At 73.3% G+C, this 14,833-nt stretch carries 17 protein-coding genes; 3 read left to right on the plus strand and 14 right to left on the minus strand.

The genetic code is table 11. From position 1 onward, the window contains the following. Positions 1-51: 51 nt before the first annotated feature. Positions 52-816: an ABC transporter ATP-binding protein gene (locus GPA03_RS13330; protein ID WP_156252480.1), complete on the minus strand. Its 765-nt coding sequence runs from the start codon at positions 814-816 to the stop codon at positions 52-54. A 269-nt stretch (positions 817-1,085) separates the two neighbouring features. On the opposite strand from GPA03_RS13330, the gene GPA03_RS13335 reads away from it, so the two are divergent. The 3 genes from GPA03_RS13335 to GPA03_RS13345 all read left to right on the plus strand — a co-directional run bounded on the left by GPA03_RS13335 (position 1,086) and on the right by GPA03_RS13345 (position 3,446). Beyond that, complete coding sequence (locus GPA03_RS13335) at positions 1,086-1,640, plus strand: AMIN-like domain-containing (lipo)protein (RefSeq protein ID WP_156252481.1); 555 nt, start codon at positions 1,086-1,088, stop codon at positions 1,638-1,640. A gap of 208 nt (positions 1,641-1,848) precedes the next feature. Then, a complete protein-coding gene (locus tag GPA03_RS13340) occupies positions 1,849-2,709 on the plus strand; it encodes a peptidoglycan recognition protein family protein (protein WP_156252482.1) in 861 nt (286 codons plus the stop codon). A gap of 5 nt (positions 2,710-2,714) precedes the next feature. Further along, positions 2,715-3,446 (plus strand): hypothetical protein, encoded by a 732-nt coding sequence (locus GPA03_RS13345; RefSeq protein ID WP_156252483.1) that lies wholly within the window; start codon positions 2,715-2,717, stop codon positions 3,444-3,446. Between the two features lie 3 nt (positions 3,447-3,449). Here GPA03_RS13345 and GPA03_RS13350 read toward each other — a convergent pair whose 3' ends face one another. The 13 genes from GPA03_RS13350 to GPA03_RS13410 are packed head-to-tail and all read right to left on the minus strand — an operon-like array spanning position 3,450 to position 14,832. After that, positions 3,450-3,929: a hypothetical protein gene (locus GPA03_RS13350; protein ID WP_156252484.1), complete on the minus strand. Its 480-nt coding sequence runs from the start codon at positions 3,927-3,929 to the stop codon at positions 3,450-3,452. Further along, complete coding sequence (locus GPA03_RS13355; protein ID WP_156252485.1) at positions 3,926-4,711, minus strand: hypothetical protein; 786 nt, start codon at positions 4,709-4,711, stop codon at positions 3,926-3,928. Before GPA03_RS13355 ends, GPA03_RS13350 begins: the two co-directional genes overlap by 4 nt. Next, positions 4,708-5,412 carry a hypothetical protein gene (locus tag GPA03_RS13360; RefSeq protein ID WP_156252486.1) on the minus strand — a complete coding sequence of 235 codons (705 nt, stop codon included), beginning with the start codon at positions 5,410-5,412 and terminating at the stop codon, positions 4,708-4,710. Before GPA03_RS13360 ends, GPA03_RS13355 begins: the two co-directional genes overlap by 4 nt. Then, positions 5,409-5,963, minus strand: coding sequence for a hypothetical protein (locus GPA03_RS13365; protein WP_156252487.1), 555 nt, complete (start codon positions 5,961-5,963; stop codon positions 5,409-5,411). Before GPA03_RS13365 ends, GPA03_RS13360 begins: the two co-directional genes overlap by 4 nt. After that, positions 5,963-8,461: a baseplate J/gp47 family protein gene (locus GPA03_RS13370; protein ID WP_156252488.1), complete on the minus strand. Its 2,499-nt coding sequence runs from the start codon at positions 8,459-8,461 to the stop codon at positions 5,963-5,965. Before GPA03_RS13370 ends, GPA03_RS13365 begins: the two co-directional genes overlap by 1 nt. Beyond that, on the minus strand, positions 8,458-8,865 hold the full coding sequence (locus GPA03_RS13375) for a GPW/gp25 family protein (protein ID WP_156252633.1): 408 nt from the start codon (positions 8,863-8,865) through the stop codon (positions 8,458-8,460). Before GPA03_RS13375 ends, GPA03_RS13370 begins: the two co-directional genes overlap by 4 nt. A 14-nt stretch (positions 8,866-8,879) precedes the next feature. Beyond that, a complete protein-coding gene (locus GPA03_RS13380) occupies positions 8,880-9,254 on the minus strand; it encodes a hypothetical protein (RefSeq protein ID WP_241681291.1) in 375 nt (124 codons plus the stop codon). Further along, on the minus strand, positions 9,251-10,753 hold the full coding sequence (locus GPA03_RS13385; RefSeq protein ID WP_156252489.1) for a phage baseplate assembly protein V: 1,503 nt from the start codon (positions 10,751-10,753) through the stop codon (positions 9,251-9,253). Before GPA03_RS13385 ends, GPA03_RS13380 begins: the two co-directional genes overlap by 4 nt. Further along, positions 10,750-11,463, minus strand: coding sequence for a CIS tube protein (locus GPA03_RS13390; RefSeq protein ID WP_156252490.1), 714 nt, complete (start codon positions 11,461-11,463; stop codon positions 10,750-10,752). The genes GPA03_RS13385 and GPA03_RS13390 overlap by 4 nt, the downstream gene beginning before the upstream one ends. Then, entirely contained in the window at positions 11,463-12,383 is a 921-nt protein-coding gene (locus GPA03_RS13395) for a hypothetical protein (RefSeq protein ID WP_156252491.1), read from the minus strand. Before GPA03_RS13395 ends, GPA03_RS13390 begins: the two co-directional genes overlap by 1 nt. Next, positions 12,364-12,840, minus strand: a complete 477-nt coding sequence (locus GPA03_RS13400; RefSeq protein ID WP_156252492.1) for a phage tail protein — start codon at positions 12,838-12,840, stop codon at positions 12,364-12,366. Before GPA03_RS13400 ends, GPA03_RS13395 begins: the two co-directional genes overlap by 20 nt. A 1-nt stretch (position 12,841) precedes the next feature. Beyond that, positions 12,842-14,125, minus strand: a complete 1,284-nt coding sequence (locus GPA03_RS13405) for a phage tail sheath family protein (protein WP_156252493.1) — start codon at positions 14,123-14,125, stop codon at positions 12,842-12,844. A gap of 23 nt (positions 14,126-14,148) precedes the next feature. Beyond that, complete coding sequence (locus GPA03_RS13410; protein WP_156252494.1) at positions 14,149-14,832, minus strand: hypothetical protein; 684 nt, start codon at positions 14,830-14,832, stop codon at positions 14,149-14,151. Position 14,833 lies beyond the last annotated feature (1 nt).

A 14,833-nucleotide genomic window follows, 5' to 3' on the forward strand; every position in this document is an offset into this window, starting at 1 on the left:
GTGGCAGGGCGCGCCGGTTCGTGCGCGGCGCTCAGGTCTACGTGGTGGGGCTCAGCGGAAGCGCTGCACGGCGAGCGGTGCCGCCTGTGCAAGCTCCTTGAGGCTGTCGTTCTCCGGGTCGTGGAGGATCTCGCTCAGCGGACCGGAGGCGACGATGGTGCCGTCGGCCATCGCGTGGACGGTCGGGCACAGGCGCTCGACGAGCTCGAGGTCGTGCGAGGCCAGCAGCACACCGACGCCGAGCGAGGCGATCAGCTCGCCCAGGTGCCGGGCCATCGCGCCACGGCTGTGCGGGTCGAGCGCCGTCAGTGGCTCGTCGAGCAGCAGGATCTCGGGGCGGGTCGCGAGCGCAGCCGCGAGGGCTACCCGCTGACGTTCCCCACCCGAGAGGGTGAGCATCGGGCGGTGGCCCGCATCGCCGTCGAGCCCCACAGCGGCGAGCACCTCCTCGACGGGAGTCGCGTGGCTGCGACCACCCCGCCGGGCGATCTTCATCGCGTCACGGATGCGACGCTCGCCCGTGATGCGAGGGTCCGACACGGTCATCGAGTACTGCGAGACCGCGCGGACGCTGGCCTTGAACTCGGCCTTGCTCTTCATGCGCAGGCGGGCCACGGGGCGACCGTCGAAGGTCACGGTGCCGCGCGGCGGCTTCAGCTCGCCGGCCAGCGCGGCGATCAGGGTGGTCTTGCCGACACCCGAGGGGCCGATCAGGCCCACCGGCGGTGCGCCCGAGGAGACCTCGATGCTGAGTGCGTCGAAGATGTAACCGTCACCGTAGGTGAGGTACAGGTCGGTCGCCTTGAGGATCGGCACATTCGCTCCTAGGCACGGCGGGGATCGCCCCCGTGCTCTGCTGGTCAGTTTCGCTGGTCTGGGCGCGGCCGCGCAGGGGCGAACCCGGACCTGCTCACGGTACCTGCCGTTGCGGCGTGAGCGCGCGTGGCGTCCTTTCTGTGGACGTACCCCAACGGTTCCGGTGTATCCGAACGGTGACCATGCGACTCCTTCCTGTCAGGACGGCCCGGTTCTAGCGTCGTCCTACCAGCTGCCCGACCGGGTGGCCCACGTGCAAGGGGAAGCTCATGAAGCGCACCATCGCATGGGTTCTCGGCCTGCTGCTGAGCGCCGTGCTGATCGCACCCGCCAGCGCGGCGCCGGCCCAGGCGGCCGCCCCGTACTGCGGCATCTACTGGGGGTCGCTCGCCAAGACCGACCCCGGCTACGGCTACCAGGCCTCGCTGCTCGCCGCCCGCGCCGGGCAGCACGCCTGCTACGACCGTCTCGTCCTCGACGTCCGCGGCGAGATCGACGGCTACGACGTGCGGTACGTCCCGATGGTCTACGCCGACGGCTCCGGGTTCGCCGTCCCGGTGGCCGGCGGCGCGGACCTGCAGATCGTGGTCCGGGTCCCGATCGTCGACGACGCCGGGCACGTCACCTTCCGGCCCCCGAGCACCAGCCGGATCGTGAACGTCAGCGGCTTCCGCACGTTCGACCAGGTCGCGCTCGCCGGCTCCTTCGAGGGCCAGACGACGATCGCCCTCGGGGTGCGCGCGCGGTTGCCGTTCCGGGTGTTCGTGCTCGACGGCCCCGGCGACCAGACCCGCCTCGTCATCGACGTGGCGCACCGCTGGTAGCAGCTCTCGAGCGGCCACCACCCGCCCAGTTCGTTCCAGAACGTCGAGGTCGTCGGGAGCACCCGACGACCTCGACGTTCTGGAACGAACTCGGCGCGGGGCTGCCGCCGACGGCGGCGTGTGCGCGAGATCGATGCGGGGCGGTGACGGGCGCGTGACGCGGCCTCGGCATCGTGGGAGGAAACCCGCGAGGCGAGGAGAGGGAACGATGGTGTCCTCCGAGGAGTCTGTGCTGGACGTGCTCATGCGGCATCCGGTCGCGGAGTGGGTCCGCCGCAGGCTCGAGGCGGACCCGGCGGCCGGGCCGGGGGATCGTGACGAGTACTTCGACAACTGCACCGACGACGGCATCGCGCGCTGGCGCGAGGACTTCTTCACGCGCGGGGCGCGGCGGCTGCCGTTCAAGGGCCGAGCCGAGCCCGTTCCGATCGAGGAGAAGACCCACGTCTGCATGCACAACACCGCGGCCCGGTTCGGCACCGCCCGCTACCAGCGGCGGCCATGGGAGCGGCGCCTCGACGCCGGTGAGCTGCCCGCCGAGCTGGCGGCTCGGTACGGCCTCGCCGAGCTGGGCCGGGATGCAACCGCGGCGCGGCTCGCGCTGCACGCACGGTTCTGGACGGTCGCCTACCACTGGGTGGTGCTGCGCAACGGCGACGTGCTGTACAACAATGAGCCGACGCGCTACACCTTCCACGGCAACGGTGCCAACGCAGCGGCGATCGGGGTGTCCATGGAGGGCATGCTGCCGGCGCGGGAACGAGACCGACGCGCTTCTCACGACGCGGCTGACGAGGCGTTCGTCGCGCGGGGTCAGCGGCTGCTGCGGCTGGCTGTGGCGACGACCCGCGCTGCCGGTGCGCCGCTGACGCACATCACCGCGCACCGGTGCTTCTCGCCCGACCGCCGGGGCGACCCGGGTGAGGCGGCCTGGCGGCAGGTGGTGGTGCCACTGCTCGACGAGCTCGGGCTCGAGGTCGACTACGGCTTCGCGGAGGCCGGCGGCCGCCCGATCCCGACCGACTGGGACGACAGCGCGACGCACGACTGGGCGGGTCGCGAGGCCTGACCGCGATGAGCGTGCCCGAGTCCCCGCTGCGCTCGCCGCTGCTGCTCGCCGCACTGATCCTGCTCGCGGTGATGCTCGCTGCCGAGCTCGGTTCGGCGGCGGTGCTCGCGGGCGCGCCGGTGCCCGGTGTGGTCACCGAGGACCCCGGGGTGCTGGCGGCGCAGCCGCCGGGCCGGGGGATCGGCTACCTCGCGCTGCTCGACGTGCTGCTGGTGTTCGTGATCGTCCAGTACCTGCTCGCGCTCGTGCTGCCCGGCCGGGTGCAGGGACGGCTGCACGGCATCCTCACGCTGGTGCTGTCGTTGCTCGTGGCGCTCGCCGCGCTCGGGCTGGCGCTGATCGCGCTGGTCGAGCTGCTGGTCATGGTGTCGCTGTTCTTCTCCGCCCCGTTCGGCACGATCGCGTACGTGGCGGTCTGGGGTGGCTTCGCGCGCGCCACCGCTGCCTCGCTGCTCGGGCTGGTCGTGCTGCTCGAGGTGGTGGGGCTGATCCTGCTGGCGCTCGCGCACCCCCAGCTGCTGGCACGCAAGGGCCTCGTGGTCGTGGCGGTGCTCTCGCTGCTGCTCAAGCTCGTGCTGCTGGTGCTGCACGGTGCGGTGCCACGGGTGGTGGTCGCGATCACCGACAACATCGGCGCGATCGTCGTCGCCGTGGTCGCGATGGTGGTGGCGATCGTGTTCCTGGTGCTCGCGGTGCCGTCGATCGTGCGGGTGCTGCGCGTCGACAGGCTGGCGTGAGAATCACCCGCTGGTCACGTCGGTCACCAGCCGGCACTCCGGGGCGCTGCGGAAGGTGAGCGTGGCGCCGTCGGCCTGGATCGCGATCGACAGCTCGTCACCCTCGGCGAGGGACTCGCTGACGTCGTGGATCTCGACGCCGGCGGCTCCGCAGTCCGTCAGGCGCACGGTCAGCTGCCGCAGCTCGGGCTGCAGGAACCGTTCGAGGAGCGGTATCGACCAGAACGGCTCGTCGGTCGATGCGGTGCGGATGGTGCAGCTGCCGAGCAGGCCACCGCTCTGCCCGACCGTGACCGGTTCGCCCGCGAGCGTGCAGCTGCCCGACACCTCCTCGATCCGCAGCGCCCGGCCTGCGACCGGTGGCTCCCGGTCCTGGTCGTCGATGCTTCCCGCCTCGGGTGCTCGACCGGTCTGGACGACCAGTCCGGCGGCCACCAGCAGGACCAGCAGCAGCGCCAGCACCACGCCGTGCTCGCGCTTCATCGCTCCCACAGCTCCACGGACAGCCCGACCGTCGTCGAGGTGACGTCGAGGATCCGCAGCACTGCGACCCGGTCGTCGTCGACGCCCAGGTCCAGGCACAGCACGCGGCCGTCGATCGGGATCAGGGCGCGCCCCGCGCTGCCGTCCTGGAGCGCGGCCAGGCACGCGGCGCCGTCCGCGCCGACCGGGCCGGTCGTGACGCCGTCGGGAAAGCCGATGGCCGCGATCAGGCCGAGCTCCCGGATCAGCGTGAGTTCCTCGTCGACGACCTCCACCGGTTCGGTGTCGGTGAGACGCACGGGGTCGACGAGTGAGCTCGTGCTCCAGCGCGACGACGTCAGGGTGTGCACACCGAAGCCGACACCCAGGCCGAGGAGAGCGGCTGCCGCGACGATCAGCCAGCGCCGCCACCGCGGTGGCCGCGGGGCCTCGGTCGGGGCGACGACGACGGCCACCGGCGGGCTCACGCCGAACACCTCGACACCGCTCGCCTGCGAGGCGAGCCGCAGCTCGAACGGGTACTGACCGGCCGGAGCGCCGAGCGGCAGGTCGATCGTCACCAGGAACTCGTCGGTACCGCCCGCCGGGATCGATCGGCCGGGCCGGTCCACCGAGATGGCGTCCGAGCTCGTCCACTCGGCGGGTGTCGGGGCCAGCGCGCTGACCCGGGCGACGACGTCGAGCGCCGGCAGGTCGATCGTCCGGACCGCGAACTTCAGCCGGCTGGGCGTCCCCGGGGTGTGCGCGACCGTCGTCTGCTGCGGCTGCACGTCGATGCTCATGAGACCCTCACCACCGCGATCGTGGGGCGGCCGTCGTCGACGGCGGTGACGAAGACGGCGAACCGAGCGCCGTCCGTGCTCTGCAGGCACGCCACCGGTGGGCCGGGCGGCGTGCCCGCGGGCGGCAGCTGCACCTGGGTGCCGACGGCCGGGCAGCCGGCCGGGCCGTCCAGGGCCTGCGCGCCCTCGGCGATCGTCAGCGTCGCGGGCGTCCCCGCAGCTCCGGGCACCACGATGATGTCGCGACCCTCGAGCACCACGGTGTCGGGGGTGAAGATGAACGGGCAGAAGACCGAGATCCCGACGCCGTTCTCGAACGTCCTGGCAGGGTTGGGGAACACGCATCGCGCGCCGAGGTAGATGTAGCCGTTGGTGTCGAGGTCCCACTGGGCCTGCGCCACGAGGGTCACGGGACCGCCGACGATCGTCGTGACGTCGGCTGCCGGCAGCTCCGAGGCGGCCGGCTCCTCCTCGTCCCCGCCGCCGGTCAGGGCGACGGCCGCGATGACGCCGGCCGCGACGAGCACGACGACGATGATCGTGATCAGCAGCCATCGCGGTACCCCGGACCGGGCGGTGGGGGCCGCCGCGGCTGCTGGCTCCACGGGCGCAGCGACGACCTCCGGTGCGGCAGGGGGCGTCGGCGTTGGACCCGGGACGCGATCCGGCGCCGGGTCCGGTGGGGTGGGCGTCGTGGTCATGGCTGCACTCCTGGGTCCGGGCTTGGCGGCTCGTCGGGTGCCGCGGCGACGACGATCTCGGTCGTCACGCACGCAGGCGCCTGGGCGTGCACGACGCGCTCGACGACGCCGAGGTGCGGCTGGGCGGCCGCAGGGACGGTCACGACCACGTGGTAGGGCCGCTCCGGCGGGGTGCGGATCTCGAACCCGCGGATGCCGGTGGCGAGCTCGAGGAACCCTGTCAGTCCGGTGGCGGTGCCACGCCAGGAGGAGAGGTCGCAGGCGTAGGTCAGCGCGGCGCGCAGGTGCTCGGCGCCAGGGCCGTACGGTTCGCGGCCCTGCTGCTGCTCGCCCGTGAGCAGCCACTCGGCGTCGAGCCAGCTCGCCAGCGCCGGCAGGTACCGGGACGCGGCGATCGAGGGCCGGAAGAACCGGTCGAGATCGGTGAGCACGGCGTCCGGGCGGCGCAGCAGCTCTGCCATCGACCCGATCACGGCGCGCAGCAGCGGGGACGAGACCGCCGCCCGCTCGAAGGTCTCCGGGAGCATCCGGGTGATGGCGGCCGCGTCCATCACAGGACCTCCACCTCGTGCGAGCCCGAGCAGAACAGCCACCCGTCGGGCAGCGTCACCTGCTCGGTGAACTCCTCCGCCGCAGCCGCCTCGTAGCGCTCGTCGGTGGCCGAGTGCCGGTAGACACCGCGGTCGGTCCCCACCAGCACCAGGTCCTCCCGGGCGTCGAGGCAGCGCACGGGTTCGAGCAGGAACCCCTCCTCGTCCCGGATCGGCAGGCCGCTGTCGATGCCGGTGCGCAGCCACCGTTCGCCGTCGGAGCGCTGCTCGAGCGTCAGCACGCCCTGGCTGTAGGAGCCGGCCCGGACCACGCCGTCGACCGCGGCGATCCCCGTGCATCCTTCACCGGTCCAGCCCTCGCCCACCTGCTCGAACACCGGTTGCGCGGCGTCGCGCAGCATCCGGTAGGGGGCCACGTCGTTCGCCTGGTCCACGGCACCTGCCCAGAGCACGGTGCCGGTGCCTCGGTACTCGACCGTGAGGACCCGCACGTCGGCGCCCGGCCCCCAGCGCTGGAACGTCTGGGACGCGCCTGCCTGCGCGGACCCGTAGACCCCGCGCCCGGTCGAGGCCAGTGCCACCTCGGTGGTGCCGCCGCTGCGGCGGTAGGCGACCACGGCGAAGAACCCGAGCTCGGGCTGGTCGGGCTCGACGACGACCGAGACGGCGGGGACGTCGGGCGCCAGGCCGCTGCGGTAGAGGCCGCGCTCGGTGGCGAGCAGCAGGGTGGGCTGCACGCCGTCGTCGAGCCAGGCGAGGTCGTGCACACGGAACGGGAAGGTCTGCACCGCCTGCCAGGACTCACCGAGGTCCTGGGAGACGAGGATCGTCGAGGTGCGCTGGTCGCCGTCGGACCTGATGGTCACCATGGCGACCAGGCCGTGGCGGGCCGGGCCACCCCGGTCGACGTCGCGAGCCGGGTGGGTCCGCACGCACGTGACCGCGGTCTCGGCCTCGGTGAGCACGAGCGCCTCCCAGCTGTCGCCGTCGTCGCGGCTGCGGAAGACACCCGTGGTGGTGCCCACGAACCAGGTGCGGTCCTGGTAGCCGTCGCGGGCGATCGAGCGGACCCCGGTGGCGGGGACGTTGTCCACCACCAGCCGCACCCGGCTCACGTGGCTGACGGCCGGCTCGTCGAGCACGATGTCGTAGATGTCGGAGGCGAACAGGTCGCGCCCGAACGGCCAGCCGTGCTCGCCCAGCGGGCTGATCGCGCGGTGGAGCCGCTGCACCACACGCTCGGCGACCGCGTGGGAGTTCTCCTCGGCCCGCACCACCAGCTTCACGCGCGCGGAGACGGTGCGGACGTTCGCCCAGCTCACGATGGTCTCGCTGCCCAGCGTCTGCCGCAGCCGCAGGTCGCTCTCCACCTCGCGGCGGACCGTCTCGTCCTGGTGGGCGTGCAGCAGCGCGGTGTCCACCCGGGGCTGCTCGATCGTCGGCACCAGCACGACCTCGACCTCCCCGGGGCGCGCATGCTGCCAGACGGCGGCGCGCGTGATCGCGTGCGCGCGGGCGATCGCCGGGTGGCGGCACGCAGCGCGCTCGTAGTCCCGCCGCGTCACGCAGCCCGAGGGTGCGTGGATCGCCGCCACGCCGCGCTCGCGGGCGTGCTCCAGCGACTCGGCGGAGGCGCCGCCGGTCGCAGCCTGCGGATTGGTGACGCTCAGCCCCGGGCGCGCGACGAGCAGCCGCGTGAGGGTGCCCGCCTCGACGTTGCCGGACGCGCCGCCCCCGGTCCAGTACGAGAGCCGCACCTGGTGGCCTGGGGCCGGGACCGCGGCCGGGTGGCCATCCGCCTCGGCCGGGAACTCGACCAGGCCGGCGGCCCGGTCGACGCCGACCGTGCCGCCGGTCTGCGCCGTCGGACCGAACCGCCAGATCCGGAAGCCTCGACCGTCGATCCTCAGGTCGGCCTGGTCCGCGCTCTCGACGGCGACCAGCAGCTGGTGCGCGCGCGGCGTCGCGGGGTCGGCCGCCTGGAGAGGCACGTGCACCATCGGTGCGTGCCGGGCGACGAACCGCTGGCCGGGCCGCCCGTCGCCGGTGCCGATCAGCTCGTTCTCGACCCAGCGGGCGTGCACCGCGGGCGCGGTGACGACCAGCTCGCCCGCCGGGATCGTCACGGCGGCGACCGTGGTGAAGACCGGGGCGTCGCTGCCACCTCCGCCGCTGCCGACCTCGGTGCCGATCGGGATCTCCAGATCCGTCTCGAGCGGCGCCGCGAGCGTGAGCTCGATGCTCACCTGAGCTGCCACGGGTGGGTCGAGCTGCACCCCGAGGAGGTTGAGCAGCGCGAGGTGCACGTTGCGCGGCACGCGGTTGACCCGGTACGCCAGCGTGCTCGTCAGGTGCGCGAACACCTCGACCAGCACCATCCCGGGGTCGTTGGGGGAGGTGTCGCTCCAGCTCGGGGCGTGCCGCTGGATCACGGTGCGCGCCTCCTCGACGAGCTGACCGAAGTCGCGGTCGTCGAGCCTCTCGAAGGGCAGGATCACGGCTGGTTCCCCCTCAATGGGACGTCGAGCCGCACCTGGTCCGTCTGTCCGGTCGGCCGGTGCCGGTAGACGACCTGGACCACCAGCACGCCGGCGTCGTCGGGGTCCGCGTCGGCATCGATGCTCAGCAGCTCGGCCTCCGGCACCCACCGCGACAGCGCACGCCGTACGTGGTGCATCGCGAGACCGGCTGTGGTGTCGTCGTTGGGGGCGAACGCGAGCTCGCGCAGTCGGCACCCGTAGTCCGGGCGCATCACCCGTTCGCCCGGCGCCGTGAGCAGCACGAGCAGGATCGCCTGCCGGGTGACCTCGGCACCCTGCCGCATCGCAGCACGCCCGGCGCGGTCCAGGTGCAGCCCGAGCTGCTCGCTGTCGTCGAGCCCGAAGTGCCAGCCCACGGTCATCGCAGCCACCCCTCTCACCTGCTGACCCGCAGCGAGTCCTGGCCTGCACGTGACATCGTCAGGCGGTAGTGGTGCGTCCCCGGCGGGGTGCCGTCGGTGAAGCCCTCGACGTTCTCCAGCACCGCGGGGTGGCCGTCGACACGCACGAAGGCCGAGTGGCCGCGCGGGACCTCGCCGTCGGGCAGCAGCGTCAGGGTCGTCACGCAGGGCGTGACCGCCACGCCGGAGAACGGGCAGCCGACGATCTGACGGCCCACCGGGTCGTCGCCGACCAGCATGGGCACGTCGTCGAATCTCACCCACTGCTGCCGTGCCTTCGGTCGCGCGACACCGGGCGGGTGCGGGCACCCGATCCGCGCGTCGTTCGTGAGCCACCGCAGTCCGGTCACGACGGCACCTCCTCGAACTCGACGGCGGCCGCCCGGATCCGCAGCGTGCGTCCCGGCGCCTCGATGACCATGTCGCCGGCCGCGTGCAGCTCGAGCGAGTCGGTCGTGAGCCGCAGGCTGCTCCCGCCTCGGTTGCGCAGGTGAACGGTTCCCGCTGCGTCGTCGAGCCCGAGGAACTGGTGCCGCGAGCTGTGCCACACCTGACGGGTCACGTCGTCGCCCCCGGTGACGCCTACCACGGGACCATCGAGCCCCAGCACCCCGCCGAGCACCAGGCCGCGGCCCAGGTCACCGCCCGGCAGCAGCACCGCGACCGTGGCGCCGGTGCGCGGTATCGCCACCAGTCCGCGGTCGGCGTCGCCCCCGGGGACCAGGACGTCGAGCCAGGGACTGAGAGCGTCGTCGTGGGTAGGGAGGCGGACCTGCACCCGGCCCCGCCCCGCCGGGTCCGCAGCCCCGATGACGACGCCCCGGACGAGCGTGGCCGCGGGCGAGAGGGCGCTCACGCTCGCCGGCGGGGCCGTGCTCAGCCGGCTGATGAGGCCGGTGGCGCTCCAGCGATGGTCGACGAGGGTGAGGACGCCCAGCGCGATCGGGACGCCGCCGTGGTCGCGGAACTCGCACGTCACACCGGGCATCAGGTCGGGACGATCGAGCGCTCGTGCCTCGACGGGCACGGCGAGCGCACGTCCCCGCAGCAGGGCGGCGCTCGCCGCCGCGGTGAGCCCCGCGAGGTCGAGGGCGTCGTGGTCGAGCAGGAGCTGATGCGTGCCGGCTGGTTCGGTCTCGGGCGTGCTGCCTTGCAGGTCCACCCAGGGAAGCTGCCCGGTGGCCGCGGAGACGTCCGCGGCCACCTCGGCGGCGCGCTCCAGGTCCCACCCGGAGGCGAGGACGTGCGTGGGCGCCGCCGATGCCGTGACGCCCCGGGTCAGCTCGATCAGCTCGGCACCCAGGCCCAGCTCGACGACCTCCTCCGACGGCGTCAACGACACCGCGCGTGCGGTCGCCTCGTCCACGCACAGATACGCACCGACCTGCTCGAGGACGGCCCGGAGGTGGTCGAGGTCGTCGGCGCCGCCCTGATACCCGTGCCGGCGCACCGGGCCGAGATCGACCTCCGAGGCCAGCGTCAGGCCGACGTCGGCGAGGATCTCGGTGGCGTGGTCGTGCACGCTCTGGTCGAGGAACGACCGCTGGGAGTGCCGGGCGCGCAGCCGGACGAGCCGGTCCTGAGCGACTATCCGCGTCGCGACCACACCGGAGGCGTCGTGGTGCTCGGTGATCGTCACGATCTCGGCGGAGACGCCCGTGGGGGCGCGGTCGTGAGCTGCCATCGAGATCTCGACCGCGGCACCGAGGCTCGCGTCCGGTGCGCACTCGCTCATCGGGCCGGCCAGCGTGATCTCGATCGTCGTCGGCAACGACAGCATGCGGCGCACGCGCACCTGGGCGAGCGCCTCGATCGGGGCGCCGTCCAGCAGCACGGAGCAGCCGGTCACGGTGCACCGCCGGTGCTGAGGACGGTGCCGGCCGCGATCCGCAGCGGGTCCTCGATGCCGTTGATCTCGCACAGCCGCGGCCACGCAGCCGGGTCGCCCAGGAGCTCGGTCGCGATCAGGTCGACCCGCCCCCCGACGTCGTCTGCCTCGGTGCCGTCGCCGGTGACCGTGATCGCGGTGGGTCGGTCGAGGCCGGGGATGCCCTGGCTGCTGGGGGTGGTGGCGGGCGCGGTGGACTCAGCGGGGCGGACGCTGTCGTTGACACGGCGGGCGCGGAGCCGGATCCAGCTGCGCCCTGGCGCCCCGCTGGGTGCGATGTCGTCGAACCGTTCGGCGATGGCCTCGATGACGCACAGCAGGCTCCACGCGCGGCCCCAGAGCAGCCAGACGTGCGGCACCTGACGCCGCGCCTTGATCTCGATCGAGTTCTCGCACAGCCGCCAGAGCGGCAGCGTGAGGGTACGCACGTCGGTCGGCGGTGCCTCGCTGACCACGAGGCCGACGTCGAAGAGGAGGTCGAGCTCGATCTCGGTGCGGCCGCCGCCCGTCGCGACCATCGGGGTGTCGGAGAGCCCGGTGGAACCGACCGGAGCGCCGTCGAACGGCAGCTCCAGCAGCCCGGCGGTGCGGCGCAGCGTGATCGTCTCCGGGTTGAGGAGGCAGGAGACCTGCGCGCCGGTCTTGTCGTCGAGGAACACCGCTCGTTCCATCAGCCGACCTCCTGGATCCGCGCGAGATCCGCACGCCAGTCCGCGAGCCGTCGCTGCAGCCGCGCGGTGCCTGTGGGTGCTGCGGGCGGCAGCTCCGGCCAGTGCGAGGTGGCCGGAACGGCATGCTCGGACGGCCGGGGTTGTTCCGCGGCGGTCTGGAACCGAGCGGCTGCCGCGTGGCTGCGTGGTGAACCGGGCTCTCGTGGCGCGGCAGTCCCGCCCGAGCGGGAGGTGCTCATCGACGCCCGAGGTGGCAGCACCGGGTAGGGAGCGAGCCGCACCGGCGGGGGCTGCGGAGGCGCGGGCTGCGGCGGGCGCAGGGTCGCCGCCCAGGTCGGGGTCGCGCCGTCGGGGGAGGTAGCGTCGGGTACGTTCGCCGCCAACTCGGCCGGACGCACGCGCGGCAGCGCGGTGCGCCGGCTGCGCTCCGCCGTCGGGACCTCCGGCGCAGCGGCTGGGCGCGCTGGTGCGGCACCGACCTTCGCCTCGGAGGCACCGCGGGCGGCCGGAACTGCAGCCGGCACGGTCGTCGCGTGCTCCTGGCTCCGCCACGCGAGGTGTGCGCGGCCCGGCGCGGTGCGCGCATCCGCCGGCGTCTCGTGGCGGCGCCGCGGCCGGTCCGACCGCTGCTCGGCAGGGGGCGTGCTGGCGAGGCTCGGCTGCCTCGTCGGCCGGGGTGCGGGCATGGCCGGTGCCGGCTCGGTCGCCGCCGCAGCCCCCGGCGGCCGCAGCAGCCCGGGCGCGTAGGCCGCGACCATCCGCAGCCAGTGCTCCGGGGCGTCGGCCAGGTGCGGTGGCCGCGGGACCTCGGCTGCCGCCGTTCCGGCCACGCGGTCGGCGAGGCGTTGCAGCGCCGTGGCGGCGGCCAGGACCGCGGCGGCCGCGCGGCGCCGGAGCGCCCTACGTCGTCGGCGCCGCATCGAGTGTCAACCCCTCGTGCACGAGCGTCAGCCGGGCGATCGCCGCGGCGTTGGACAGCGCGTCCAGCGGCTGCAGCAGTGAGGCGCACGGCCAGGCGCTCGTCAAGTTCCACAGCAGCACCACGTCGCTGCCCGTGCTGTCGAGCATCGCGATCGAGACCTCGCGGCGCACGACCTTCCCCGACGTCGCGCTGAGCATCCAGCGCCACATGTCCTGATCGGTCGTGAGCCCGTAGGAGAGGGTGACGCGGTTGTTGCGCACCCGTCCGGGGAGCTGTCGCACCACCTGGTGAGCACCGGCCTCGCGGTACTCGATCGGTTCCACCTCGACGCCGAGACCGTCGACGGCGGTGAAGCGCGCCGCGTTGGAGGTGCCGTCGAGCACCAGCTTGAACAGGTAGGCACGGGTCGGCTCGGTCCAGCTGCCCGGCGCCGCGGTGGCGGGGATCTCCGACATCTCAGACTCCTTCCGTCGTCGACCCCGACGACATGTTCTGGCTGATCTTGATGATCACGAACTCGGCCGGTTTCACCGGCGCGATGCCGATCAGCGCCGTGAGGTAGCCGGCGTCGATCTCCTCGTCGGGGTTGGTCTCGCGGTCGCACTTGACGAAGAAGGCCTCGGCAGGGGTCGCGCCCAGCAGCGCGCCGTCGCGCCACACCCGGGTGAGGTACGCCGTCAGGTCGCGGGTCAGGATCGACCAGAGGTCGTAGCCGTTGGGCTCGAACACCACCCACTGGGTGCCGATCTCGATCGACTCCTTGATCATGTTCACGAAGCGCCGCACGTTGACGTAGGTGTACTCGCTGCCCGTGGCGAGGGTGCGCGCGCCCCAGATCCGGATGCCCCTCGTGGCGAAGCTGCGGATCACGTTGACGCCGGCCTGGTTGAGCTGGCCCTGCACGTGCCGGTCGACCCGGTCCTCGAGATCGATGACACCGCGGATCGGTTCGTTCGCGGGGGCCTTGTGCACGCCCCGGAGCCGGTCGACGCGTGCGTACACGCCGGCGATGTGTCCCGACGCCGGCGCCGCCCGGGGGCGTCCGGTGACCGGGTCGGTCACCACGACCCTGGGGTAGTACAGGGCCGCGTACTCGGTGTCGCGTGGTCGCATGTTGACGCGCTCGGCGCGGGCGGGCCGCCGACGGGTGGTGCTCTCGCCGGCGTCGTCGCCCTCGGCGGTCTCGGCCGTGCCTCCTGCGCCTTCGGCGTCCGCTGGGGCTTCGGCGGCAGGCCCGGGCGTCGCGACCGTGGTGAGCTGCGCCATGTCCTCGGCGACACCGGGGACGTCGAGGATCGCGAAGCGGTCCTCCATCAGCTCGCAGTGGTCGATCAGCTCGGTGTGGAACGCGGCATCGTTCAGACCGGGTGCGGCGAGGACCGATACCTCGTCGCGGGCACGGAGCAGTGCGAGCGCCTGTCGGAGCGTGGCGGCGGTGGGCGAGGGCCCGAGGTTGACGACGAGGCAGAGGCCCCCGCCGTTGGCGAAGAACCCCTCGACGGCGATCCCGAGGTCGGTCGGCTCCGGCACCGGGCCCGACCCGTCGGACCCGCGGGCGGGAGTGACGAATGCGCGCTCGTACTGGGTGAGGTCGATGATCGGCGTGACCTCCAGCACTCGCTCCTCGGCTGCTGCCGCGACACCGATCAGCGCCGCGACGCTGGTCGAGACCGACTGGATCGGGCGCGGTCCGTCGTTGACCTCCTGCACGTAGACGCCCGGTGCGTTGACGCTCGGCATCACTGTCTCCTTTGGCTCGTGTGTCAGTCGCTCGGTTCGGGACAGACGATCTGGGGGTCCTCGGACCCGCTGGGGATGGTCGCCGTGAAGCGCGACCGACCTGCCGCAACCACGACCGGCACCGGCTGGCTGCTGTCGACCCCCGTCAGCACGAAGCGTCCGTGGCGATCCGTGCGGACCCGCTCGATGCTGTCGAGGCGGCCGATCTCGGCACCACCCAGCGGTAGCCCGGCCCGTGTGACGGTGCCGGCGATGCGGCCGGGGCGGGTGACCTGGAACCGCCGTTCTCGCACCGGTGGCGCCTCCGGCTCGGGTTCCGGCTCGATGACGAGACGGCTGCTCAGCCGGGCGGCCGGCCGGCGTGGCACCAGCCCTGCCAGCCACCAGCTCTCGGTCGGCGGGTCGGCGAGCTGGTAGGACTCGTGGCCACGCACGGCCGCGGCGATGGTGACGAGCGCCGTCGCGACCGCGGCCGGTTCGCCGGAGGGCGTCAGGACATAGGTCAGGTCCAGTCGCAACGGCACCCCGGGGTCGATGCGCCTGTCGGCGACCGGACGGACCTCGTCGAGCGTGACCAGCACGCCGCGCTCGCCGGCGCCGTCCGCAGCCGCCTCGTCCCAGCCGATGACGGCGTCGGGCAGCACCGTGCGCAGCCAGTCCTCCAGGGACCGGTGGTGCTCGGAGACGTGCGCGGCCAGATCGGTCATG

The sequence above is a fragment of the Pseudactinotalea terrae genome (assembly GCF_009733845.1).
In the GTDB taxonomy this organism is placed as follows: Bacteria; Actinomycetota; Actinomycetes; order Actinomycetales; family Beutenbergiaceae; genus Pseudactinotalea; species Pseudactinotalea terrae.

Coding starts and splice junctions, on each gene's coding strand:
- GPA03_RS13335 (WP_156252481.1), top strand. CDS start 1,086: ATGAAGCGCACCATCGCATGGGTTCTCGGCCTGCTGCTGAGCGCCGTG.
- GPA03_RS13340 (WP_156252482.1), top strand. CDS start 1,849: ATGGTGTCCTCCGAGGAGTCTGTGCTGGACGTGCTCATGCGGCATCCG.
- GPA03_RS13345 (WP_156252483.1), top strand. CDS start 2,715: ATGAGCGTGCCCGAGTCCCCGCTGCGCTCGCCGCTGCTGCTCGCCGCA.
- GPA03_RS13350 (WP_156252484.1), bottom strand. CDS start 3,929: ATGAAGCGCGAGCACGGCGTGGTGCTGGCGCTGCTGCTGGTCCTGCTG.
- GPA03_RS13355 (WP_156252485.1), bottom strand. CDS start 4,711: ATGAGCATCGACGTGCAGCCGCAGCAGACGACGGTCGCGCACACCCCG.
- GPA03_RS13360 (WP_156252486.1), bottom strand. CDS start 5,412: ATGACCACGACGCCCACCCCACCGGACCCGGCGCCGGATCGCGTCCCG.
- GPA03_RS13365 (WP_156252487.1), bottom strand. CDS start 5,963: ATGGACGCGGCCGCCATCACCCGGATGCTCCCGGAGACCTTCGAGCGG.
- GPA03_RS13375 (WP_156252633.1), bottom strand. CDS start 8,865: ATGACCGTGGGCTGGCACTTCGGGCTCGACGACAGCGAGCAGCTCGGG.
- GPA03_RS13390 (WP_156252490.1), bottom strand. CDS start 11,463: ATGGAACGAGCGGTGTTCCTCGACGACAAGACCGGCGCGCAGGTCTCC.
- GPA03_RS13395 (WP_156252491.1), bottom strand. CDS start 12,383: ATGCGGCGCCGACGACGTAGGGCGCTCCGGCGCCGCGCGGCCGCCGCG.
- GPA03_RS13400 (WP_156252492.1), bottom strand. CDS start 12,840: ATGTCGGAGATCCCCGCCACCGCGGCGCCGGGCAGCTGGACCGAGCCG.
- GPA03_RS13405 (WP_156252493.1), bottom strand. CDS start 14,125: ATGCCGAGCGTCAACGCACCGGGCGTCTACGTGCAGGAGGTCAACGAC.
- GPA03_RS13410 (WP_156252494.1), bottom strand. CDS start 14,832: ATGACCGATCTGGCCGCGCACGTCTCCGAGCACCACCGGTCCCTGGAG.